This window comes from Actinotalea sp. Marseille-Q4924 (assembly GCF_916618755.1).
Lineage (GTDB): Bacteria > Actinomycetota > Actinomycetes > Actinomycetales > Cellulomonadaceae > Actinotalea.
In genome coordinates, this window is sequence record NZ_CAKAKB010000003.1 from 298,299 (window position 1) to 313,757 (window position 15,459).

Annotated in this window: 15 protein-coding genes; 11 read left to right on the forward strand and 4 right to left on the reverse strand. The window is 73.5% G+C overall.

From position 1 onward, the window contains the following. Positions 1-29 precede the first annotated feature (29 nt). Together LG379_RS08105 and whiG are read left to right on the forward strand one after the other, a co-directional pair. Complete coding sequence (locus LG379_RS08105; protein WP_225754075.1) at positions 30-971, forward strand: tyrosine recombinase XerC; 942 nt, start codon at positions 30-32, stop codon at positions 969-971. Positions 972-985: 14 nt separating this feature from the next. Continuing rightward, entirely contained in the window at positions 986-1,846 is an 861-nt protein-coding gene (whiG, locus tag LG379_RS08110; protein ID WP_225754076.1) for an RNA polymerase sigma factor WhiG, read from the forward strand. Between the two features lie 2 nt (positions 1,847-1,848). On the opposite strand, the gene LG379_RS08115 is transcribed toward whiG, so the two are convergent. After that, positions 1,849-2,379 (reverse strand): murein hydrolase activator EnvC, encoded by a 531-nt coding sequence (locus LG379_RS08115; protein WP_225754077.1) that lies wholly within the window; start codon positions 2,377-2,379, stop codon positions 1,849-1,851. A gap of 436 nt (positions 2,380-2,815) precedes the next feature. Between LG379_RS08115 and rpsB the strand changes: the two genes are divergently transcribed. The 8 genes from rpsB to dxr all read left to right on the forward strand — a co-directional run bounded on the left by rpsB (position 2,816) and on the right by dxr (position 10,179). After that, positions 2,816-3,859 carry a 30S ribosomal protein S2 gene (gene rpsB / locus LG379_RS08120; protein ID WP_225754078.1) on the forward strand — a complete coding sequence of 348 codons (1,044 nt, stop codon included), beginning with the start codon at positions 2,816-2,818 and terminating at the stop codon, positions 3,857-3,859. 112 nt (positions 3,860-3,971) lie between these two features. After that, positions 3,972-4,811: a translation elongation factor Ts gene (gene tsf, locus LG379_RS08125; protein ID WP_225754079.1), complete on the forward strand. Its 840-nt coding sequence runs from the start codon at positions 3,972-3,974 to the stop codon at positions 4,809-4,811. Between the two features lie 237 nt (positions 4,812-5,048). Beyond that, complete coding sequence (gene pyrH / locus LG379_RS08130) at positions 5,049-5,744, forward strand: UMP kinase (RefSeq protein ID WP_225754899.1); 696 nt, start codon at positions 5,049-5,051, stop codon at positions 5,742-5,744. 58 nt (positions 5,745-5,802) lie between these two features. Continuing rightward, entirely contained in the window at positions 5,803-6,360 is a 558-nt protein-coding gene (gene frr, locus LG379_RS08135; protein WP_225754080.1) for a ribosome recycling factor, read from the forward strand. Then, positions 6,360-7,226 (forward strand): phosphatidate cytidylyltransferase, encoded by an 867-nt coding sequence (locus LG379_RS08140; RefSeq protein WP_225754081.1) that lies wholly within the window; start codon positions 6,360-6,362, stop codon positions 7,224-7,226. The genes frr and LG379_RS08140 overlap by 1 nt, the downstream gene beginning before the upstream one ends. A 70-nt stretch (positions 7,227-7,296) precedes the next feature. Continuing rightward, positions 7,297-8,385 carry a 23S rRNA (adenine(2503)-C(2))-methyltransferase RlmN gene (gene rlmN / locus LG379_RS08145; RefSeq protein ID WP_225754900.1) on the forward strand — a complete coding sequence of 363 codons (1,089 nt, stop codon included), beginning with the start codon at positions 7,297-7,299 and terminating at the stop codon, positions 8,383-8,385. Beyond that, on the forward strand, positions 8,382-8,936 hold the full coding sequence (locus tag LG379_RS08150; RefSeq protein ID WP_225754082.1) for a DivIVA domain-containing protein: 555 nt from the start codon (positions 8,382-8,384) through the stop codon (positions 8,934-8,936). Before rlmN ends, LG379_RS08150 begins: the two co-directional genes overlap by 4 nt. Before the next feature lie 34 nt (positions 8,937-8,970). Next, complete coding sequence (gene dxr / locus LG379_RS08155; protein ID WP_225754083.1) at positions 8,971-10,179, forward strand: 1-deoxy-D-xylulose-5-phosphate reductoisomerase; 1,209 nt, start codon at positions 8,971-8,973, stop codon at positions 10,177-10,179. Between the two features lie 41 nt (positions 10,180-10,220). Here dxr and LG379_RS08160 read toward each other — a convergent pair whose 3' ends face one another. From LG379_RS08160 to LG379_RS08170, 3 genes are read right to left on the reverse strand one after another with little or no spacing between them, the layout of a single operon-like run. After that, the gene (locus tag LG379_RS08160) at positions 10,221-11,678 is read right to left on the reverse strand and encodes an FAD-binding oxidoreductase (RefSeq protein WP_225754084.1); all 1,458 of its coding nucleotides are present in this window, start codon (positions 11,676-11,678) and stop codon (positions 10,221-10,223) included. A 51-nt stretch (positions 11,679-11,729) separates the two neighbouring features. Continuing rightward, a complete protein-coding gene (locus LG379_RS08165) occupies positions 11,730-13,136 on the reverse strand; it encodes an aspartate aminotransferase family protein (protein WP_225754085.1) in 1,407 nt (468 codons plus the stop codon). Then, positions 13,133-13,606: an Lrp/AsnC family transcriptional regulator gene (locus tag LG379_RS08170; RefSeq protein ID WP_225754086.1), complete on the reverse strand. Its 474-nt coding sequence runs from the start codon at positions 13,604-13,606 to the stop codon at positions 13,133-13,135. Before LG379_RS08170 ends, LG379_RS08165 begins: the two co-directional genes overlap by 4 nt. A gap of 208 nt (positions 13,607-13,814) precedes the next feature. On the opposite strand from LG379_RS08170, the gene LG379_RS08175 reads away from it, so the two are divergent. Next, positions 13,815-15,263, forward strand: a complete 1,449-nt coding sequence (locus tag LG379_RS08175; protein WP_370634473.1) for a gamma-aminobutyraldehyde dehydrogenase — start codon at positions 13,815-13,817, stop codon at positions 15,261-15,263. Positions 15,264-15,459: the final 196 nt, after the last annotated feature.

Below are 15,459 nucleotides of genomic sequence, written 5' to 3' on the forward strand. Positions count from 1 at the left end.
CGAGGGCCGGACGCGCCACGGTAGGAGGCGTGCATGGGGGAGCAGTCACCGGTACCGGTGTACCCGTCGCGGACGGCGCGGACGTGGTCGCCTCCTTCCGCACGCACCTGGTCGCCGAGCGCGGCCTGTCCGAGCACACCGCACGGGCGTACTGCTCCGACGTCGAGCACGTCATCGCGTTCGCGCGGCGCCGGGGCTCGAGCTGGGCGGAGGTGGACCTCGCCGCGCTGCGGTCCTGGCTCGGCTCCATGGTCACGGCGGGACGGTCCCGCTCCACGGTGGCGCGCCGGGGTGCGGCCGTCCGCGCGTTCTACGGCTGGGCGCACGAGCGCGGGATGCTCGCCGAGGACCCGGCCCGACGGCTCGTCGCCGCCCGCGGTGCGAGCCCGCTGCCCATCGCGCTCGCCGTGGACGACGCCACGCGACTCGTCGAGCAGGCGCGCACCGATGCCGGCACCGGCGACGCCGAGGCCGTGCGGGACTGGCTCCTCGTGGAGCTCCTCTACGCGACGGGGGTCCGGGTGGGGGAGCTGGTCGGCGCCGACGTCGACGACGCCGACCGGGGCAGCCGCACGCTGCGCGTGCTGGGCAAGGGCGCGAAGGAGCGGGTCGTGCCCTTCGGCGTGCCCGCTGCGCGGGCGCTCGAGCGGTACCTGTCCGCGGCGCGACCCGCCCTCGTCCGCCGGGGCAGCGGCACACCGGCCCTGCTGGTCGGCACGCGCGGCGGTCGCCTGGACCAGCGCCGTGCGCGCGAGGTCGTCCACCGGCTCGCCCGCGCGGCGGGGGTCGACGACATCGCACCGCACGGCCTGCGCCACACCGCGGCGACCCACCTCCTCCAGGGCGGCTCGGACCTGCGCAGCGTCCAGGAGCTCCTGGGGCATGCTTCACTAGCGACCACGCAGCGCTACACGCACGTGACCCCTGACCGACTGCGCCGCTCGTACGAGCTGGCACACCCACGAGCCTGAGGAGGGCGAGGCGGATGGCAGCCCAGGCCGGGGCCCCGAGGCGCGCGGTCGACGGTGCCGCGAGCACGACCCGGGTGCCACGGCCGTCGACGCCCCCGTCCGCCGACGGCGCCGTCCCGGTCGCGACGGTGTGGGCGCACTTCAAGGACACCGGCGACAGGTCTGCCCGGGAGCACCTGATCCTGCACTACGCGCCGCTCGTGACGATGGTGGCGAACCGCGTGGGCGCCGGCCTGCCGAGCACGGTCGAGCAGGCGGACCTCGTGTCCTACGGCATGTTCGGCCTCATCGACGCGATCGAGAAGTTCCAGACCGACCGTGACGTCAAGTTCGAGACGTACGCCAGCGCCCGCATCCGGGGCGCGATCATCGACGAGCTGCGGGCGATCGACTGGATCCCCCGCTCCGTGCGCACCAAGGCGCGTGCCGTCGACCGTGCCTTCGCCGAGCTCGAGGGCGAGCTGCGGCGGGCGCCCACCGAGCACGAGGTCGCCGCGAAGCTGAAGGTGGACGTCAACGAGCTGCGAGCGGTCTTCACGCAGCTGTCCACGGTGAACGTCGCGGCGCTCGACGAGCTGCTGGGCGGCGGTTCGGACCGGGGGGACTCCCTCTCGCTCCTGGACACGCTGGAGGACCCGGCGGCCGAGGACCCCGCGGGGAACGTCGAGGCGCAGGAGACGAAGATCCTGCTGGCCCGCGCGATCGAGCGTCTCGGCGAGCGCGAGAAGATCGTCCTGGTCCTGTACTACTACGAGGGCATGACCCTCGCGGAGATCGGCCGCGTCCTCGGGGTGACCGAGTCCCGGATCTCGCAGATGCACACGGCAGCCATGCTGCGGCTGCGGACCTCCCTGCAGGAGAGCGAGCGCGGCTGACCTCACCCGGCACCGCCCTGCGGCAGCAGCCGCACCGTGCCGGAGGACAGCAGCGACAGCGGGTCGAGGTACCGCTCCCCGTCCCGGACGCCCCAGTGCAGGCACCCGGAGCAGTGCCCGCCGGTCGTCACGTACCCGACGACCTCGCCGGCGGTCACCGGCGTGCCGACCGCCGCGACGGCGCTCACCGGCTCGACGCTGGACCGCAGGCCGTCGGCGTGCAGCACCGAGACCACCCCCCGGTCCACCACGTGCCCGGCGAAGGCGACCACACCGGTCGCGGGGGAGCGGACCGCCGCGCCCACCGCGGCGGCGAGGTCGACGCCCCGATGGCCGGGTCCCCAGCGCACCGTCGGCTCCGCGAACTCCCGGACGAGGACGGAGCCCTCCACGGGGAGCACCACCTCGGTCGCGGACGGCGCGCCCGCGGAGCGCTCGGCGGCGCCGTGGACGGGGGACGGTGCCGGCGCGCCGAGGAGCAGCGCGCCCAGGGCGACCGTGCCGACGGCGGCGGCGAGGGGCAGGCTGGGCATGCGCCCACCGTGGCGCCCGCTCCGCCCGCGCGGGGCCGGGACCGTCGTGCCTGTGGACGGCCCCGCAGGGGGCGGGGGTCGACGTGTGGACGTCCGAGCGCCGCACCGCGGCTCGCGGGCCAGCAGCGCCCGTCGGGGCGGTGGGCCTGCGACCGCACGGGCACGGGTGAGTGTCCGGTACGCTTGCCGGTGCGCCCGGGTCCTCCGGGTGACATCGCACGCCATCTTCCCGCCGCCGCTCCCTCGGGTGCGGCACGGGGGCGAGCGCCGACGACGGTCCGGGGCCACAGCAGTGGTGCCGGTGTCGGGGCCGCATGGCGTCAGGGGTGGGTCGGCACAGGGCCGCTCACCGACAACCGGATCGCGGGCCGCGACTCGTCGTGCGCCCGCCTGCACTTGCGCCGTCCGCAGCCGGGCGGCGCCGGAAGGACGTGCCATGGCCGTCGTGACCATGCGCCAGCTGCTCGAGAGCGGTGTCCACTTCGGGCACCAGACCCGTCGGTGGAACCCGAAGATGAAGCGGTTCATCTTCACCGAGCGCAACGGCATCTACATCGTCGACCTCCAGCAGTCGCTGTCGTACATCGACCGCGCCTACGAGTTCGTCAAGGAGACCGTCGCCCACGGCGGGACCATCCTGTTCGTCGGCACGAAGAAGCAGGCCCAGGAGCCGGTGGCCGAGCAGGCCGCCCGCGTGGGCATGCCCTACGTCAACCAGCGCTGGCTCGGCGGCATGCTCACCAACTTCACCACGGTGAACAAGCGGCTCCAGCGCCTCAAGGAGCTCGAGGAGATCGACTTCGAGGACGTGGCCGGCAGCGGCTACACCAAGAAGGAGCTCCTCATCATGCGTCGCGAGCGGGACAAGCTCGCCAAGACGCTGGGTGGCATCCGTGACATGGCCAGGGTGCCGTCGGCCATCTGGGTCGTGGACACCAACAAGGAGCACCTGGCCGTCGACGAGGCGCGCAAGCTGGGCATCCCGGTCGTCGCGATCCTCGACACCAACTGCGACCCCGACCTGGTCGACTACCAGATCCCCGGCAACGACGACGCGATCCGCGCGGTCACGCTTCTGACGCGTGTCATCGCCGACGCGGCGGCCGAGGGCCTCATCGCCCGCCACTCCGGCCGCCAGGCCGCGACCGAGGGCGGCGCCGACGCGACGTCCGAGCCGCTCGCCGAGTGGGAGCGCGAGCTCCTCGCCGGCGGGACGGACGCCGGCGCGGCGACCCAGACCGAGCCGTCGGCCCCCGCCGGGCCGGAGGACGTCACGGTGCCGCCGACCGCGTCGGCCGTCGCCACCGACGACCTCCCCGCCGACAACCTGGCCGCCGAGGCGCAGGTCGAGAGCCCGGTCGACGCGATCGGCACGACCGTCGCCGAGGGCGACGCCCCGACGGGCCAGGACGCGGCGCCGGCCGCCGAGGCCGCCGGCGCGTCCGAGCCGACCGCCGAGGGCACCACCACCGCCGGCTGACGTCCGACCCGGCAGCGCGCGGCTCCGGCCGCGCGCAGCCGTGGGTCGCGCCGCAGCACGCGGCGCGACCTCTGACGGACGCACGACGCACCCACGACAGCAAAGGACTCCCATGGCGAACTACACCGCCGCAGACATCAAGGCCCTGCGCGAGCGCACCGGCGCGGGCATGCTCGACGTGAAGAAGGCGCTCGACGAGGCGGACGGCGACGCCGAGAAGGCGCTCGAGATCATCCGCGTCAAGGGTCTCAAGGGCGTGAGCAAGCGTGAGGGCCGGGCGGCCTCCGACGGTCTCGTCGCCGCTCACATCGCCGACGACGCCTCGGGGCAGACCGGCGTCCTCATCGAGCTGAACTCCGAGACGGACTTCGTCGCGAAGAACGCGACCTTCATCGCGCTGGCCGACAAGGTGCTCGAGGCCGCCGTCGCGACCGGCACGGAGGACGTCGCCGCGATCCTGGCGTCCGAGGCGGACGGCCGCACGGTCCAGGAGACCATCGACGAGACGGCCGCCACGCTGGGCGAGAAGGTCGTCCTGCGCCGGGTGGCCCGCGTGTCCGCCGACAAGGTGGCGGTGTACCTGCACAAGGTGAACAAGGACCTGCCGCCCCAGGTCGGCGTCCTCGTGGGCAGCGACGCCGCCGGCGCCGAGGTGGCCCGCGACGTGGCGATGCACATCGCGGCGTACTCGCCGGCCTACCTCACGCGGGACGACGTGCCCGCCGAGACGGTCGAGTCCGAGCGCCGGATCGCCGAGGAGACCTCGCGCAACGAGGGCAAGCCCGAGGCGGCACTGCCGAAGATCGTCGAGGGTCGCCTCAACGGCTTCTTCAAGGAGGCCGTGCTCGTGGACCAGGCGTTCGCCAAGGACCCGAAGAAGTCCGTCGGCCAGGTCCTGGCCGACGTGGACGGCACGGTCACCGGGTTCGCTCGCTTCCGCGTCGGCGCCTGAGCCGAACCTGTAGCGTCACCACGGCGGCGCCGGTCCTCGGGCCGGGGCCGCCGTGGTGCACCTGGGGGCGACGCCGCGCAGCACCCCGGGGATGTCAGCACCGCGACGGCACAGCAGGGTGACGGCACCGCAGAGGGACACCAGGGAGGCAGCGTGACGCAGGACCAGAGCGGCCCCGCAGGCGACGGCGACGACGACCGCGAGCGGCCGGGGTCTGCGCCTTCGGCGGCGCGACGGGTGCTCCTCAAGCTCTCCGGGGAGACGTTCGGCGGCGGTGGCATCGGCCTGGCACCGGACGTGGTCCAGCGCATCGCCGGTGAGATCGCGGCGGCGGTCCGGTCGGGCGTGCAGGTCGCGATCGTCGTCGGCGGCGGCAACTTCTTCCGCGGCGCCGAGCTGTCGCAGCGTGGTCTGGACCGTGCCCGCGCGGACTACATGGGGATGCTCGGCACGGTCATGAACTGCCTGGCGCTCCAGGACTTCCTCGAGCAGGCCGGCGTGAGCACCCGCGTCCAGACGGCGATCACCATGGGTCAGGTCGCGGAGCCGTACATCCCGCTCAAGGCGATCCGGCACATGGAGAAGGGCCGCGTCGTCATCTTCGGCGCCGGGGCGGGCATGCCGTTCTTCTCCACGGACACCGTGTCGGTGCAGCGCGCGCTGGAGACGCACTGCGACGAGGTGCTCATGGGGAAGAACGGCGTCGACGGCGTGTACTCGGCGGACCCCAGGACCGACCCCTCGGCCGTCCGCCTGGACGAGCTGACGTACACCGAGGCTCTCGTCCAGGGCCTGGAGGTCATGGACGCCACCGCCCTGTCGCTGTGCCGTGACAACGGCGTCCGCATGCGGGTGTTCGGCATCGAGGCGCCGGGCAACGTCACGCGCGCGCTGCAGGGTGAGAGGATCGGCACGCTGCTCACGGCGGGCTGAGCCGTCCGGGCCCGGGCCGCGCGCCCGGGCAGCACGACCGACGAGAGAAGGAGCACCGGTGATCGACGACACCCTCCTCGGGGCCGAGGAGAAGATGGACAAGGCCATCGAGGTCGCCAAGGAGGACATGGCGACCATCCGCACCGGCCGCGCCAACCCGGCGATGTTCCAGAAGATCGTGGTGGAGTACTACGGCTCGCCGACGCCCCTGCAGCAGCTGGCCTCCTTCACCACGCCGGAGGCACGGACGATCCTCATCACGCCGTTCGACGCGAGCTCGCTCGGAGCGATCGAGCGCTCCCTGCGCGACTCCGACCTCGGCGTCAACCCCAGCAACGACGGCCGGATCATCCGGGTCGTCCTGCCGCAGCTGACGGAGGAGCGCCGCAAGGACTACGTCAAGCTCGCCCGGCACAAGGCGGAGGAGGCGCGCGTCGCCGTGCGCAACATCCGCCGGCGCGCCAAGGAGGAGCTCGACCGCATCGTCAAGGACGGCGAGGCGGGGGAGGACGAGGTCACCCGTGCCGAGAAGGAGCTGGAGGCGCTGACGAAGCGCCACGTCGACGCGATCGACCAGGTCCTCGCGCACAAGGAGAGCGAGCTGCTCGAGGTCTGATGACGGAGCTGGCGGGGACGCAGACGGTGCAGCCAGGGGTACGCACCTCCCGAGCCGGCCGTGACCTGCCTCGTGCGGTCGCGGTCGGCGTCGGTCTGCTCGCCGTCGTCCTCGCGTCCCTCCTGTGGCGCAAGGAGCTCTTCCTCCTGCTCGCCGCGCTGGCGTGCGGCGCCGCCCTGTGGGAGCTCGCCCAGGCGTTCACCCGACGCCACCTGCACCTGCCGCTCCTGCCGGTGCTCGTCGGCAGCACCGGCATCCTCGTGTCGGCGTACGTGGCGGGCGCCGAGGCGATGTTCGTCGCGTTCCTGCTGACCGCCGGCGGCGTCGTCGTCTGGCGGGTGCTGGACGGCAGCGGCGCTCAGGCGCTGCGCGACGCCGCGGCCGGCACCTTCGCCACCGCGTACGTGCCGCTCATGGGTGGCTTCGTCATGCTCATGCTGGCCGAGGCCGACGGGCCTGCGCGGGTCCTGCTGTTCGTCCTCCTCGCCGTGGCGAGCGACACCGGCGGCTACGTCGCGGGCGTCCTCGCCGGCCGCCACCCCCTCGCGCCGTCCGTCAGCCCGAAGAAGTCCTGGGAGGGGCTCGGCGGCTCGCTCGTCCTCGCCGGGACGGTCGGCGGCGTGGGCCTGTGGCTGGCGTTCGACGCCTCCCCGCTGCTCGGCGTCGTGCTCGGCGTCGCGGCGGTGCTGACGGCCACCCTGGGCGACCTGGCCGAGTCGCTGCTCAAGCGGGACCTCGAGCTCAAGGACATGGGCTCGCTCCTCCCCGGGCACGGCGGTGTGCTGGACCGCCTCGACTCCCTCCTGCTGACCGCACCGCTCGTGCACACGGTGCTGCTCGTGGCCCTGCCGGCCGTGGGCGACTGAGACGAAGGACGACGCTGCTGTGACCGAGGTCCGACCCTCCGCGGAGGGACGTGCGCCGCTGGCGCTCACCATGACGCCCGCGCGGCGCGGCAAGCCGCCGCGCCACTTCGCCGACCTCTCGCCCGCCGAGCGGGCCGACGCCGTCACGGAGCTCGGCGAGAAGCCGTTCCGTGCCAAGCAGCTCGCCACCCACTACTTCGCCCACCTGTCCGCCGACGCGGCGGAGATGACCGACCTGCCCAAGGCGACACGGGACCACCTCGTGGCGGACCTCTTCCCGCCGCTGCTGCGGCCGATCCGGACGCTCGAGGCGGACGCGGGGACGACGGTCAAGACGCTGTGGAGCCTCTACGACGGCGTCAAGGTCGAGTCGGTCCTCATGCGCTACCCGGGGCGCTCCACCCTGTGCGTCTCCAGCCAGGCAGGCTGCGGCATGGCCTGCCCCTTCTGCGCGACGGGTCAGCAGGGGCTGACCCGCAACCTGTCCACCGCGGAGATCGTCGAGCAGGTGCGTCACGCCGCCCGTGCGCTGCAGCGCGGCGAGATCGCGGGCGGGCCCGGCCGACTGACGAACGTCGTGTTCATGGGCATGGGGGAGCCCCTGGCCAACTACCGCACGGTGCTGGAGGCGGTCCGTCGCTTCGTCGCGCCGGCACCGGACGGTCTCGGGCTCTCGGCGCGCAACGTCACGGTCTCCACGGTGGGTCTGGTGCCGGCGATCGACAAGCTGGCCGCGACGGGGATCCCCGTGACCCTCGCGCTGTCGCTCCACGCGCCCGACGACGAGCTCCGCAGCGAGCTGGTGCCCATCAACACGCGCTGGACCGTCGACGAGGCCCTCGACGCGGCGCGGCGCTACTTCGAGGCGACGGGCCGTCGTGTCAGCATCGAGTATGCGCTGATCAAGGACATGAACGACCACGCCTGGCGCGCGGACCTCCTCGGGAAGAAGCTCACCGACCGGGGCCGCGGCTGGGTGCACGTCAACCCCATCCCCCTCAACCCGACGCCCGGCTCGATCTGGACCGCGAGCGACCCCGCCGTGGAGGCGGAGTTCGTGGCGCGGCTCCGCGCCCACGGCATCCCGACGACGGTGCGGGACACCCGCGGCAGCGAGATCGACGGCGCGTGCGGGCAGCTCGCAGCGGAGGACCGATGAGCACGCTGTTCCGTACCGCCGGCCGGCTGCGGTCCGGGTACGACCCGGCGCAGGTGGACGAGTTCTTCGACCGGGCGCGCCGGGTCTACGAGGGCAACGGGGCGGTCGAGGCGCTGACCGCGCGCGACGTCCGGCTCACCGCCTTCGACCTCGTGCGCGGCGGGTACGCGACGGGCCCGGTGGACGCCGCGATGGACCGGCTCGAGCGGGCCTTCATCACACGCCAGCGGACCGACTACGTCAGCGCCCACGGCCAGCAGGCGTGGATGGACCACCTCGCGGCCCAGGCGAGGACGCTCTACGGGCGCCTCACCCGCCCGGACGGGGAGCGGTTCGCGCCCGCCGCGCGCGGCCAGCAGGGGTACCTGCCGGCCGAGGTCGACGCCCTGTGCCACCGCCTGGTCGACTACTTCGACAACGGCGCGAGCCTCACCTCCGAGGAGATCCGCTCCGTGACGTTCCGCCGCGCCCGGGGAGCGAAGGCGTACGGGGAGGCCGCGGTCGACGCCTTCTGCGACCGCGCGGTCGAGGTGCTGCTCGGCGTCGAGTGAGGGGCGTCGCGGCCGCGTGCGACACAATGCCGCGGTGAGCCCGCACACCACACCGCCCGGTCAGCGCAGCGTCGTCCTCCTCGGCTCCACGGGGTCGATCGGGACCCAGGCGGTGGACGTCGTGCTCCGCAACCCCGGCCGCTTCCGGGTCGTCGGCATCGCGGCGGGGGGCCGTGATCCCCGGCTCGTCGCGGAGCAGGTGGTCGACCTCGGCGTGACCACGGTCGCGGTGGCCGACGCCGGTGCCGGGGTCGCGGTGCTCGAGGCCGTCACCCGGGTCGCCGCCGAGCGGGGGCTCGCCGGCCTCGGCGTGGAGCTCCTCACCGGTCCCGACGCCGCCACGCAGCTCGCGGGCCGGGGCGCCGACGTCGTCCTCAACGGCATCACCGGCTCGATCGGCCTGCGACCCACCCTCGCGGCGCTCGAGGCGGGCAGCACGCTCGCCCTGGCGAACAAGGAGTCCCTCGTCGTCGGGGGCGAGCTCGTCCGCCGCGCGCAACGGCGGCCCGACCAGGTGGTGCCCGTCGACTCCGAGCACTCGGCCATCGCGCAGTGCCTGCGCGCCGGTCGGCGCGAGGAGGTGCGGCGCCTCGTCCTCACCGCGTCCGGCGGGCCGTTCCGGGGGCGCTCCCGCGACGAGGTGAAGGCCGTCACCGCGGCGGAGGCGCTCGCGCACCCGACGTGGTCCATGGGCCCGGTCGTGACGGTCAACTCGGCGACGCTCATGAACAAGGGCCTCGAGCTCATCGAGGCTCACCTGCTGTTCGACGTCCCGGTCGAGGACATCACCGTGGTGGTGCACCCGCAGTCGGTCGTCCACTCGATGGTGGAGCTCGTCGACGGGTCCACCATCGCGCAGGCGTCGCCTCCCGACATGCGTCTGCCGATCGCCCTGGGCCTGTCCTGGCCCGAGCGGGTCCCCGACGTCGCGCCGGCGTGCGACTGGTCGGCGGCGACGTCGTGGACCTTCGAGCCGGTCGACGAGGACGTCTTCGGTGCGCTGCGCCTCGCCCGGGCGGCGGTGAGCGCCTCGCCGACCCACCCCGCGGTCCTCAACGCGGCGAACGAGGAGTGCGTCGCCGCGTTCCTCGACGGCCGGATCGGCTTCCTCGACGTCGTGGACACGGTCGAGCGGGTGCTGGACGAGCACCCCGGCCACGACGGCGAGCTGACGCTCGACGCGGTCCTGGACGCCGAGCGCTGGGCGCGGGCGCGGACCCACGAGGTGCTCGGCCGCCGCTGATCGAGCGGAGGACGAGGGCGGCGCGCCGCCCCCGCGGGCGGTCAGCCCAGCAGCGGCCGGACCAGCCGCTCGAGGACGCTGGGCCGGCCCGTCAGCTCCTCCTCCCGGTCGGCCAGGGTCATGGCGCGCAGGCCGGCGTTGATCCCGAGCCACCGCAGCGGCTCGGGCTCCCACGCCCGTGACCGGTGCCCGACCCACGGCAGACGCGTCAGCTCGGTGTCCCGGTCGGTGAGCAGGTCGGCGAGCGTGCGACCGGCGAGGTTCGTCGTCGACAGCCCGTCGCCGACGTACCCGCCGGCCCACGCGAGGCCGGTGCGCCGGTCGAGCCCGACGGACGCGTGCCAGTCGCGGGCGATCGCCAGCGGCCCGCCCCACCGGTGCGTGACGCGGGCGTCCGCCAGGACGGGGAACAGCTCGCGCAGCGTCTGCTCGAGCGCGGTGAAGACCCCGGGGGCACGGTCGTACTGCGACCGGACCGCGCTGCGCCAGTGGTAGGGCGCGCCGCGCCCACCGAAGGCGAGACGACCGTCCGCCGTCCGCTGGCCGTAGACGATGAGGTGCCGGTGGTCCGAGAAGGTCTCGCGCTCCCGCAGGCCGATGGCGTCCCAGACGTCGTCGCCCAGCGGCTCCGTCGCGACCATGAGCGAGTACACCGGAACGACGGCACGGCGGCTCCCCGGCAGCTGCGGCGTCCACGCCTCCGTGGCGCGGACGACGTGCCGGCAGCGCACCGCCGTCAGGGCGGGGGTGCGCCCGGGCCGGGCGCCCTCGCCGTGCTTACGGTGCTCGTCGGGCTCGCGGTGCTCGTCGTGCTCGTCGTGCTCGACCAGGACGCGGCCCGGCTCGATGCCGACGACCCGGCTCCGCTCGACGATCCGGACGCCGCGCTCCTCGAGCACGCGCGCCAGGCCGCGGACCAGCCGTGCCGGCTGGAGGGCGGCGCAGTCGGGCACGTAGGTGCCTCCCCGCACGTCGGTGGCGGCGAGGCGCGCGCGGGCGCCGTCGGCGTCCAGCAGCTCCGCCTCGTCGCCCCAACGGGGTCCCTCGGCCGCCTCGGCGCGCGCGCGGCGCAGCTGCGGCGCGGAGCGTGCGACGACGACGGTCCCGCCGTACGCGACGTCGCACGCGATCCCCTCCGCGGCGGCGACCCCGGCCACCTCCACGACCGTGTCCCGCATCGCGGCGCGCATGGCCCGTGCGGCCGCGTCACCGTGCTCGGCGGCGAGCGTCGCGGCCGGGACGGGGTACAGCGCGGAGCACCAGCCGCCGTTGCGCCCGCTCGCCCCGAAGCCGGCGATCTCCTGCTCGACGACGAGGACGTCCAGCCCGGGGTCGTTCTCGGTGAGGTAGTAGGCCGTCCACAGCCCGGTGAGGCCTCCGCCGACGACGACGACGTCCGCGTCCGTGGCTGCGGTGAGGCCGGCGCGCGGGGTGAGGGCGTCGCCGTCGTCCGCGACCTGGTCCAGCCACAGGGACAGCCGACGGTACGGCGGGCTCACGGGGCCGCCCCCGGACCGCCGAGCACGCGCGCGGGACTCACCGCACCAGGGTCACAGCTGCGCCCAGGCACGGCTGAGGACGTCGCGCAGGATCTGCTCGATCTCGTCGAACTCGGCCGGGCCGGTCGTCAGCGGTGGGGCGAGCTGGATGACGGGGTCCCCGCGGTCGTCCGCCCGGCAGTACAGGCCGGCCTCGAGCAGCGCGTGCGACAGGAAGCCGCGCAGCAGGCGCTCGCTCTCGTCGTCGTCGAAGGTCTCGCGGGTGGCCTGGTCCTTGACCAGCTCGATGCCGTAGAAGTACCCGTCGCCGCGCACGTCGCCGACGATCGGCAGGTCCAGGAGCTTCTCGAGCGTCCGGCGGAAGACCGGGCCGTTCTCGTGCACCCGCTGGGTGAGCCGCTCGCGCTCGAAGATGTCCAGGTTGGCCATCGCGACGGCGGCGCTCACCGGGTGCCCGCCGAACGTGTAGCCGTGGTAGAAGGTCGTCGTCCCCGTGCGGAAGGGCTCGAAGATCCGGTCCGAGACGACCGTCGCGCCGATGGGGGAGTAGCCCGACGTCATGCCCTTCGCGCAGGTGATCATGTCGGGCACGTAGCCGTAGTCGTTGCACGCGAAGATCTCGCCGATGCGACCGAAGGCGCAGATGACCTCGTCCGACACGAGGAGCACGTCGTACTGGTCGCAGATCTCCCGCACCCGCTCGAAGTACCCCGGCGGCGGCGGGAAGCAGCCGCCGGAGTTCTGGACAGGCTCCAGGAAGACGGCCGCGACGGTCTCCGGCCCCTCGAAGAGGATGGCCTCCTCGATGCGGTCGGCCGCCCAGCGCCCGAAGGCCTTCGGGTCGTCGCGCAGCTCGACCGGCGCCCGGTAGATGTTCGTGTTCGGCACCTTGTGGGCGCCCGGGACGAGCGGCTCGAAGGGTGCCTTCATCCCCGGGAGCCCGGTGATCGCGAGAGCGCCCTGCGGCGTGCCGTGGTACGCGACGGCGCGCGAGATCACCTTGTACTTGGTCGGCTGGCCCATGAGCTTCCAGTACTGCTTGGCCAGCTTCCAGGCCGTCTCGACCGCCTCCCCACCACCGGTGGAGAAGAAGACCCGGTTGAGGTCGCCCGGCGCCAGGTGCGCCAGCCGCTCGGCGAGGTCGATGGCCTGCGGGTGGGCGTACGACCACAGCGGGAAGAACGCGAGCTCCTCGGCCTGCTGCCGGGCTCGCTCCGCGAGCTCCGCGCGACCGTGGCCGGCCTGCACGACGAAGAGGCCGGACAGCCCGTCGATGTACCGGCGACCCTCGGAGTCCCAGATGTGGTGCCCGCTGCCGCGGACGATCACCGGCACCGGCCCCTGGTCCCAGGTGGACTGCCGGGTCATGTGGCCCCACAGGTGGTCACGCGCCGCCTGCTGCCGGTCCGTGCCGGTCGGCGTCGTCGTGGAGGTGGTGGTGCCCATGGTCTCGGTCATCGGGTTCCCCAGTTGTAGAGCTGCTTGCGCAGCTTGAGGTAGACGAAGGTCTCGGTGGTCCGCACTCCCGGCAGGGTGCGGATGTCGTTGTTGAGCACCTGCAGCAGATGCTCGTCGTCCTCGCACACGACCTCCACGAGGACGTCGAAGGCGCCGGCGGTGACGACGACGTAGTCGATCTCGGGGATCCCGACGAGGCGGTCAGCCAGGGCCTGGAGGTCACCCTCGGCCTTGATGCCGATCATGGCCTGGCGCGAGAAGCCCACCTGCAGGGGGTCCGTCACCGCGACGATCTGGACGACGCCGGACTCGACCAGCCGCTGGACGCGCTGCCGCACGGCCGCCTCCGACAGGCCCACCGCCTTGCCGATCGCGGCGTACGGTCGACGCCCGTCCTCCTGGAGCTGCTCGATGATGCCCTTGGAGACGGCGTCGAGGACCACCGGCGGTGACTTGCGCTGCTCGACCATGGGGGCGATGTTCCCTGCACGAAGCGCCGTTGGCAAGCGAATCCGTCGGTTAGGCGCACGCTCCCGCGTCATCTCGTCGTCTCGCACGGTCAGAACTGCGGAAAGCGGTGACCGGAGGGCGTTCCTGGGCTACCGTACTGGTGGTTCCACCGAGCCAGTCACGACGGCGTGGCCCCCGGGGGCGCGCCTTGAGCCGTACGGAGGCGCTGTGTCCACGAGCTCCACCACCACGAGCGCGATCGAGCTGCACAACGTCGTCGGGGGCCGCACGGTCCCCGCGGCGCAGGGGCGCACGACCGACGTGGTCGACCCCAGCACCGGCGAGGCCTACGGGACGGCGCCGTTGTCCACCGCGGAAGACGTGGACGCCGCCTACGCCGCGGCGTCGGACGCGTTCCCCGGGTGGCGGGACACCACGCCCGCCGAACGCCAGCTGGCCCTCCTGCGCATCGCCGACGCCCTCGAGCGTCGCGCCGAGGAGTTCGTCGCGACCGAGTCCCGCAACACGGGCAAGCCGCTCGCGCTGACCGCCACGGACGAGGTGCCGCCCTGCGTGGACCAGTTCCGGTTCTTCGCCGGTGCGGCCCGCATCCTCGAGGGCTCGAGCGCGGGCGAGTACATGAAGGGGCACACGTCGTGGATCCGCCGTGAGCCGGTGGGCGTGGTGGGTCAGGTCACCCCGTGGAACTACCCGCTCATGATGGGGGTGTGGAAGATCGCCCCGGCGCTGGCCGCCGGCAACACGGTCGTCCTCAAGCCGTCCGACACCACCCCGGCGTCGAGCGTCCTCCTCGCGGAGCTGGCGCAGGAGTTCCTGCCGCCCGGGGTGCTCAACGTCGTCTGCGGCGACCGGGACACCGGTCGTGCCCTCGTCGAGCACGCGCGACCCGACATGGTGTCCATCACCGGGTCCGTGCGTGCCGGCATGGAGGTCGCCGGGTCGGCGGCCCGGGACGTCAAGCGGGTCCACCTCGAGCTCGGCGGCAAGGCGCCCGTCGTCGTCTTCGCCGACGCGGACGTCGCGGCCGCGGCCGAGGGCATCGCCGGAGCCGGCTACTACAACGCCGGGCAGGACTGCACCGCCGCGACGCGGGTCCTCGTGCACGAGTCCGTGCACGCCGACTTCGTGGCGGCCCTCGCGGAGCAGGCACGGGGGACGCGGACGGGCCGTCCGGACGAGGACGTCGCGTTCGGGCCCGTCAACAACCCGAACCAGCTGGCGCGCGTCATGGGCTTCCTCGAGCGGCTGCCGGACCACGCGAGCGTCGTCGCCGGCGGGCACCGGCAGGGCGACGTCGGCTTCTTCCACGAGGCGACCGTCGTGGACGGCCTGCGCCAGGACGACGAGGCGATCCAGACGGAGATCTTCGGGCCGGTGATCACGGTGCAGACCTTCGCCGACGAGGCGGAGGCGGTCGCGCTCGCCAACGGCGTGCCGTACGGCCTGTCCAGCTCCGTCTGGACCCGCGACCACGGGACCGCGCTGCGCGTGTCCCGCGCGCTGGACTTCGGTGTCGTCTGGATCAACACGCACATCCCGTTCGTCGCGGAGATGCCGCACGGTGGGTTCAAGCACTCCGGGTACGGCAAGGACCTGTCGATGTACGGGCTCGAGGACTACACGCGCATCAAGCACGTCATGAGCGCCTTCGAGTGACCGACGGCCGGGCCGCCCGCGGGGGACCGTGGGCGGTCCGGCCTCCGCACGGACGCGGAACGGCCGTCATCGGCTCGTCTGTGTGACTTTTTCGTTGCAGATCAAGGCGATGACGATGGAATCGCTTGTGTGACGCGCACCACCCTGACACCATCGCCCCACCACGCCGCACCGGCCGTCAGGCCGTGCACCAGCC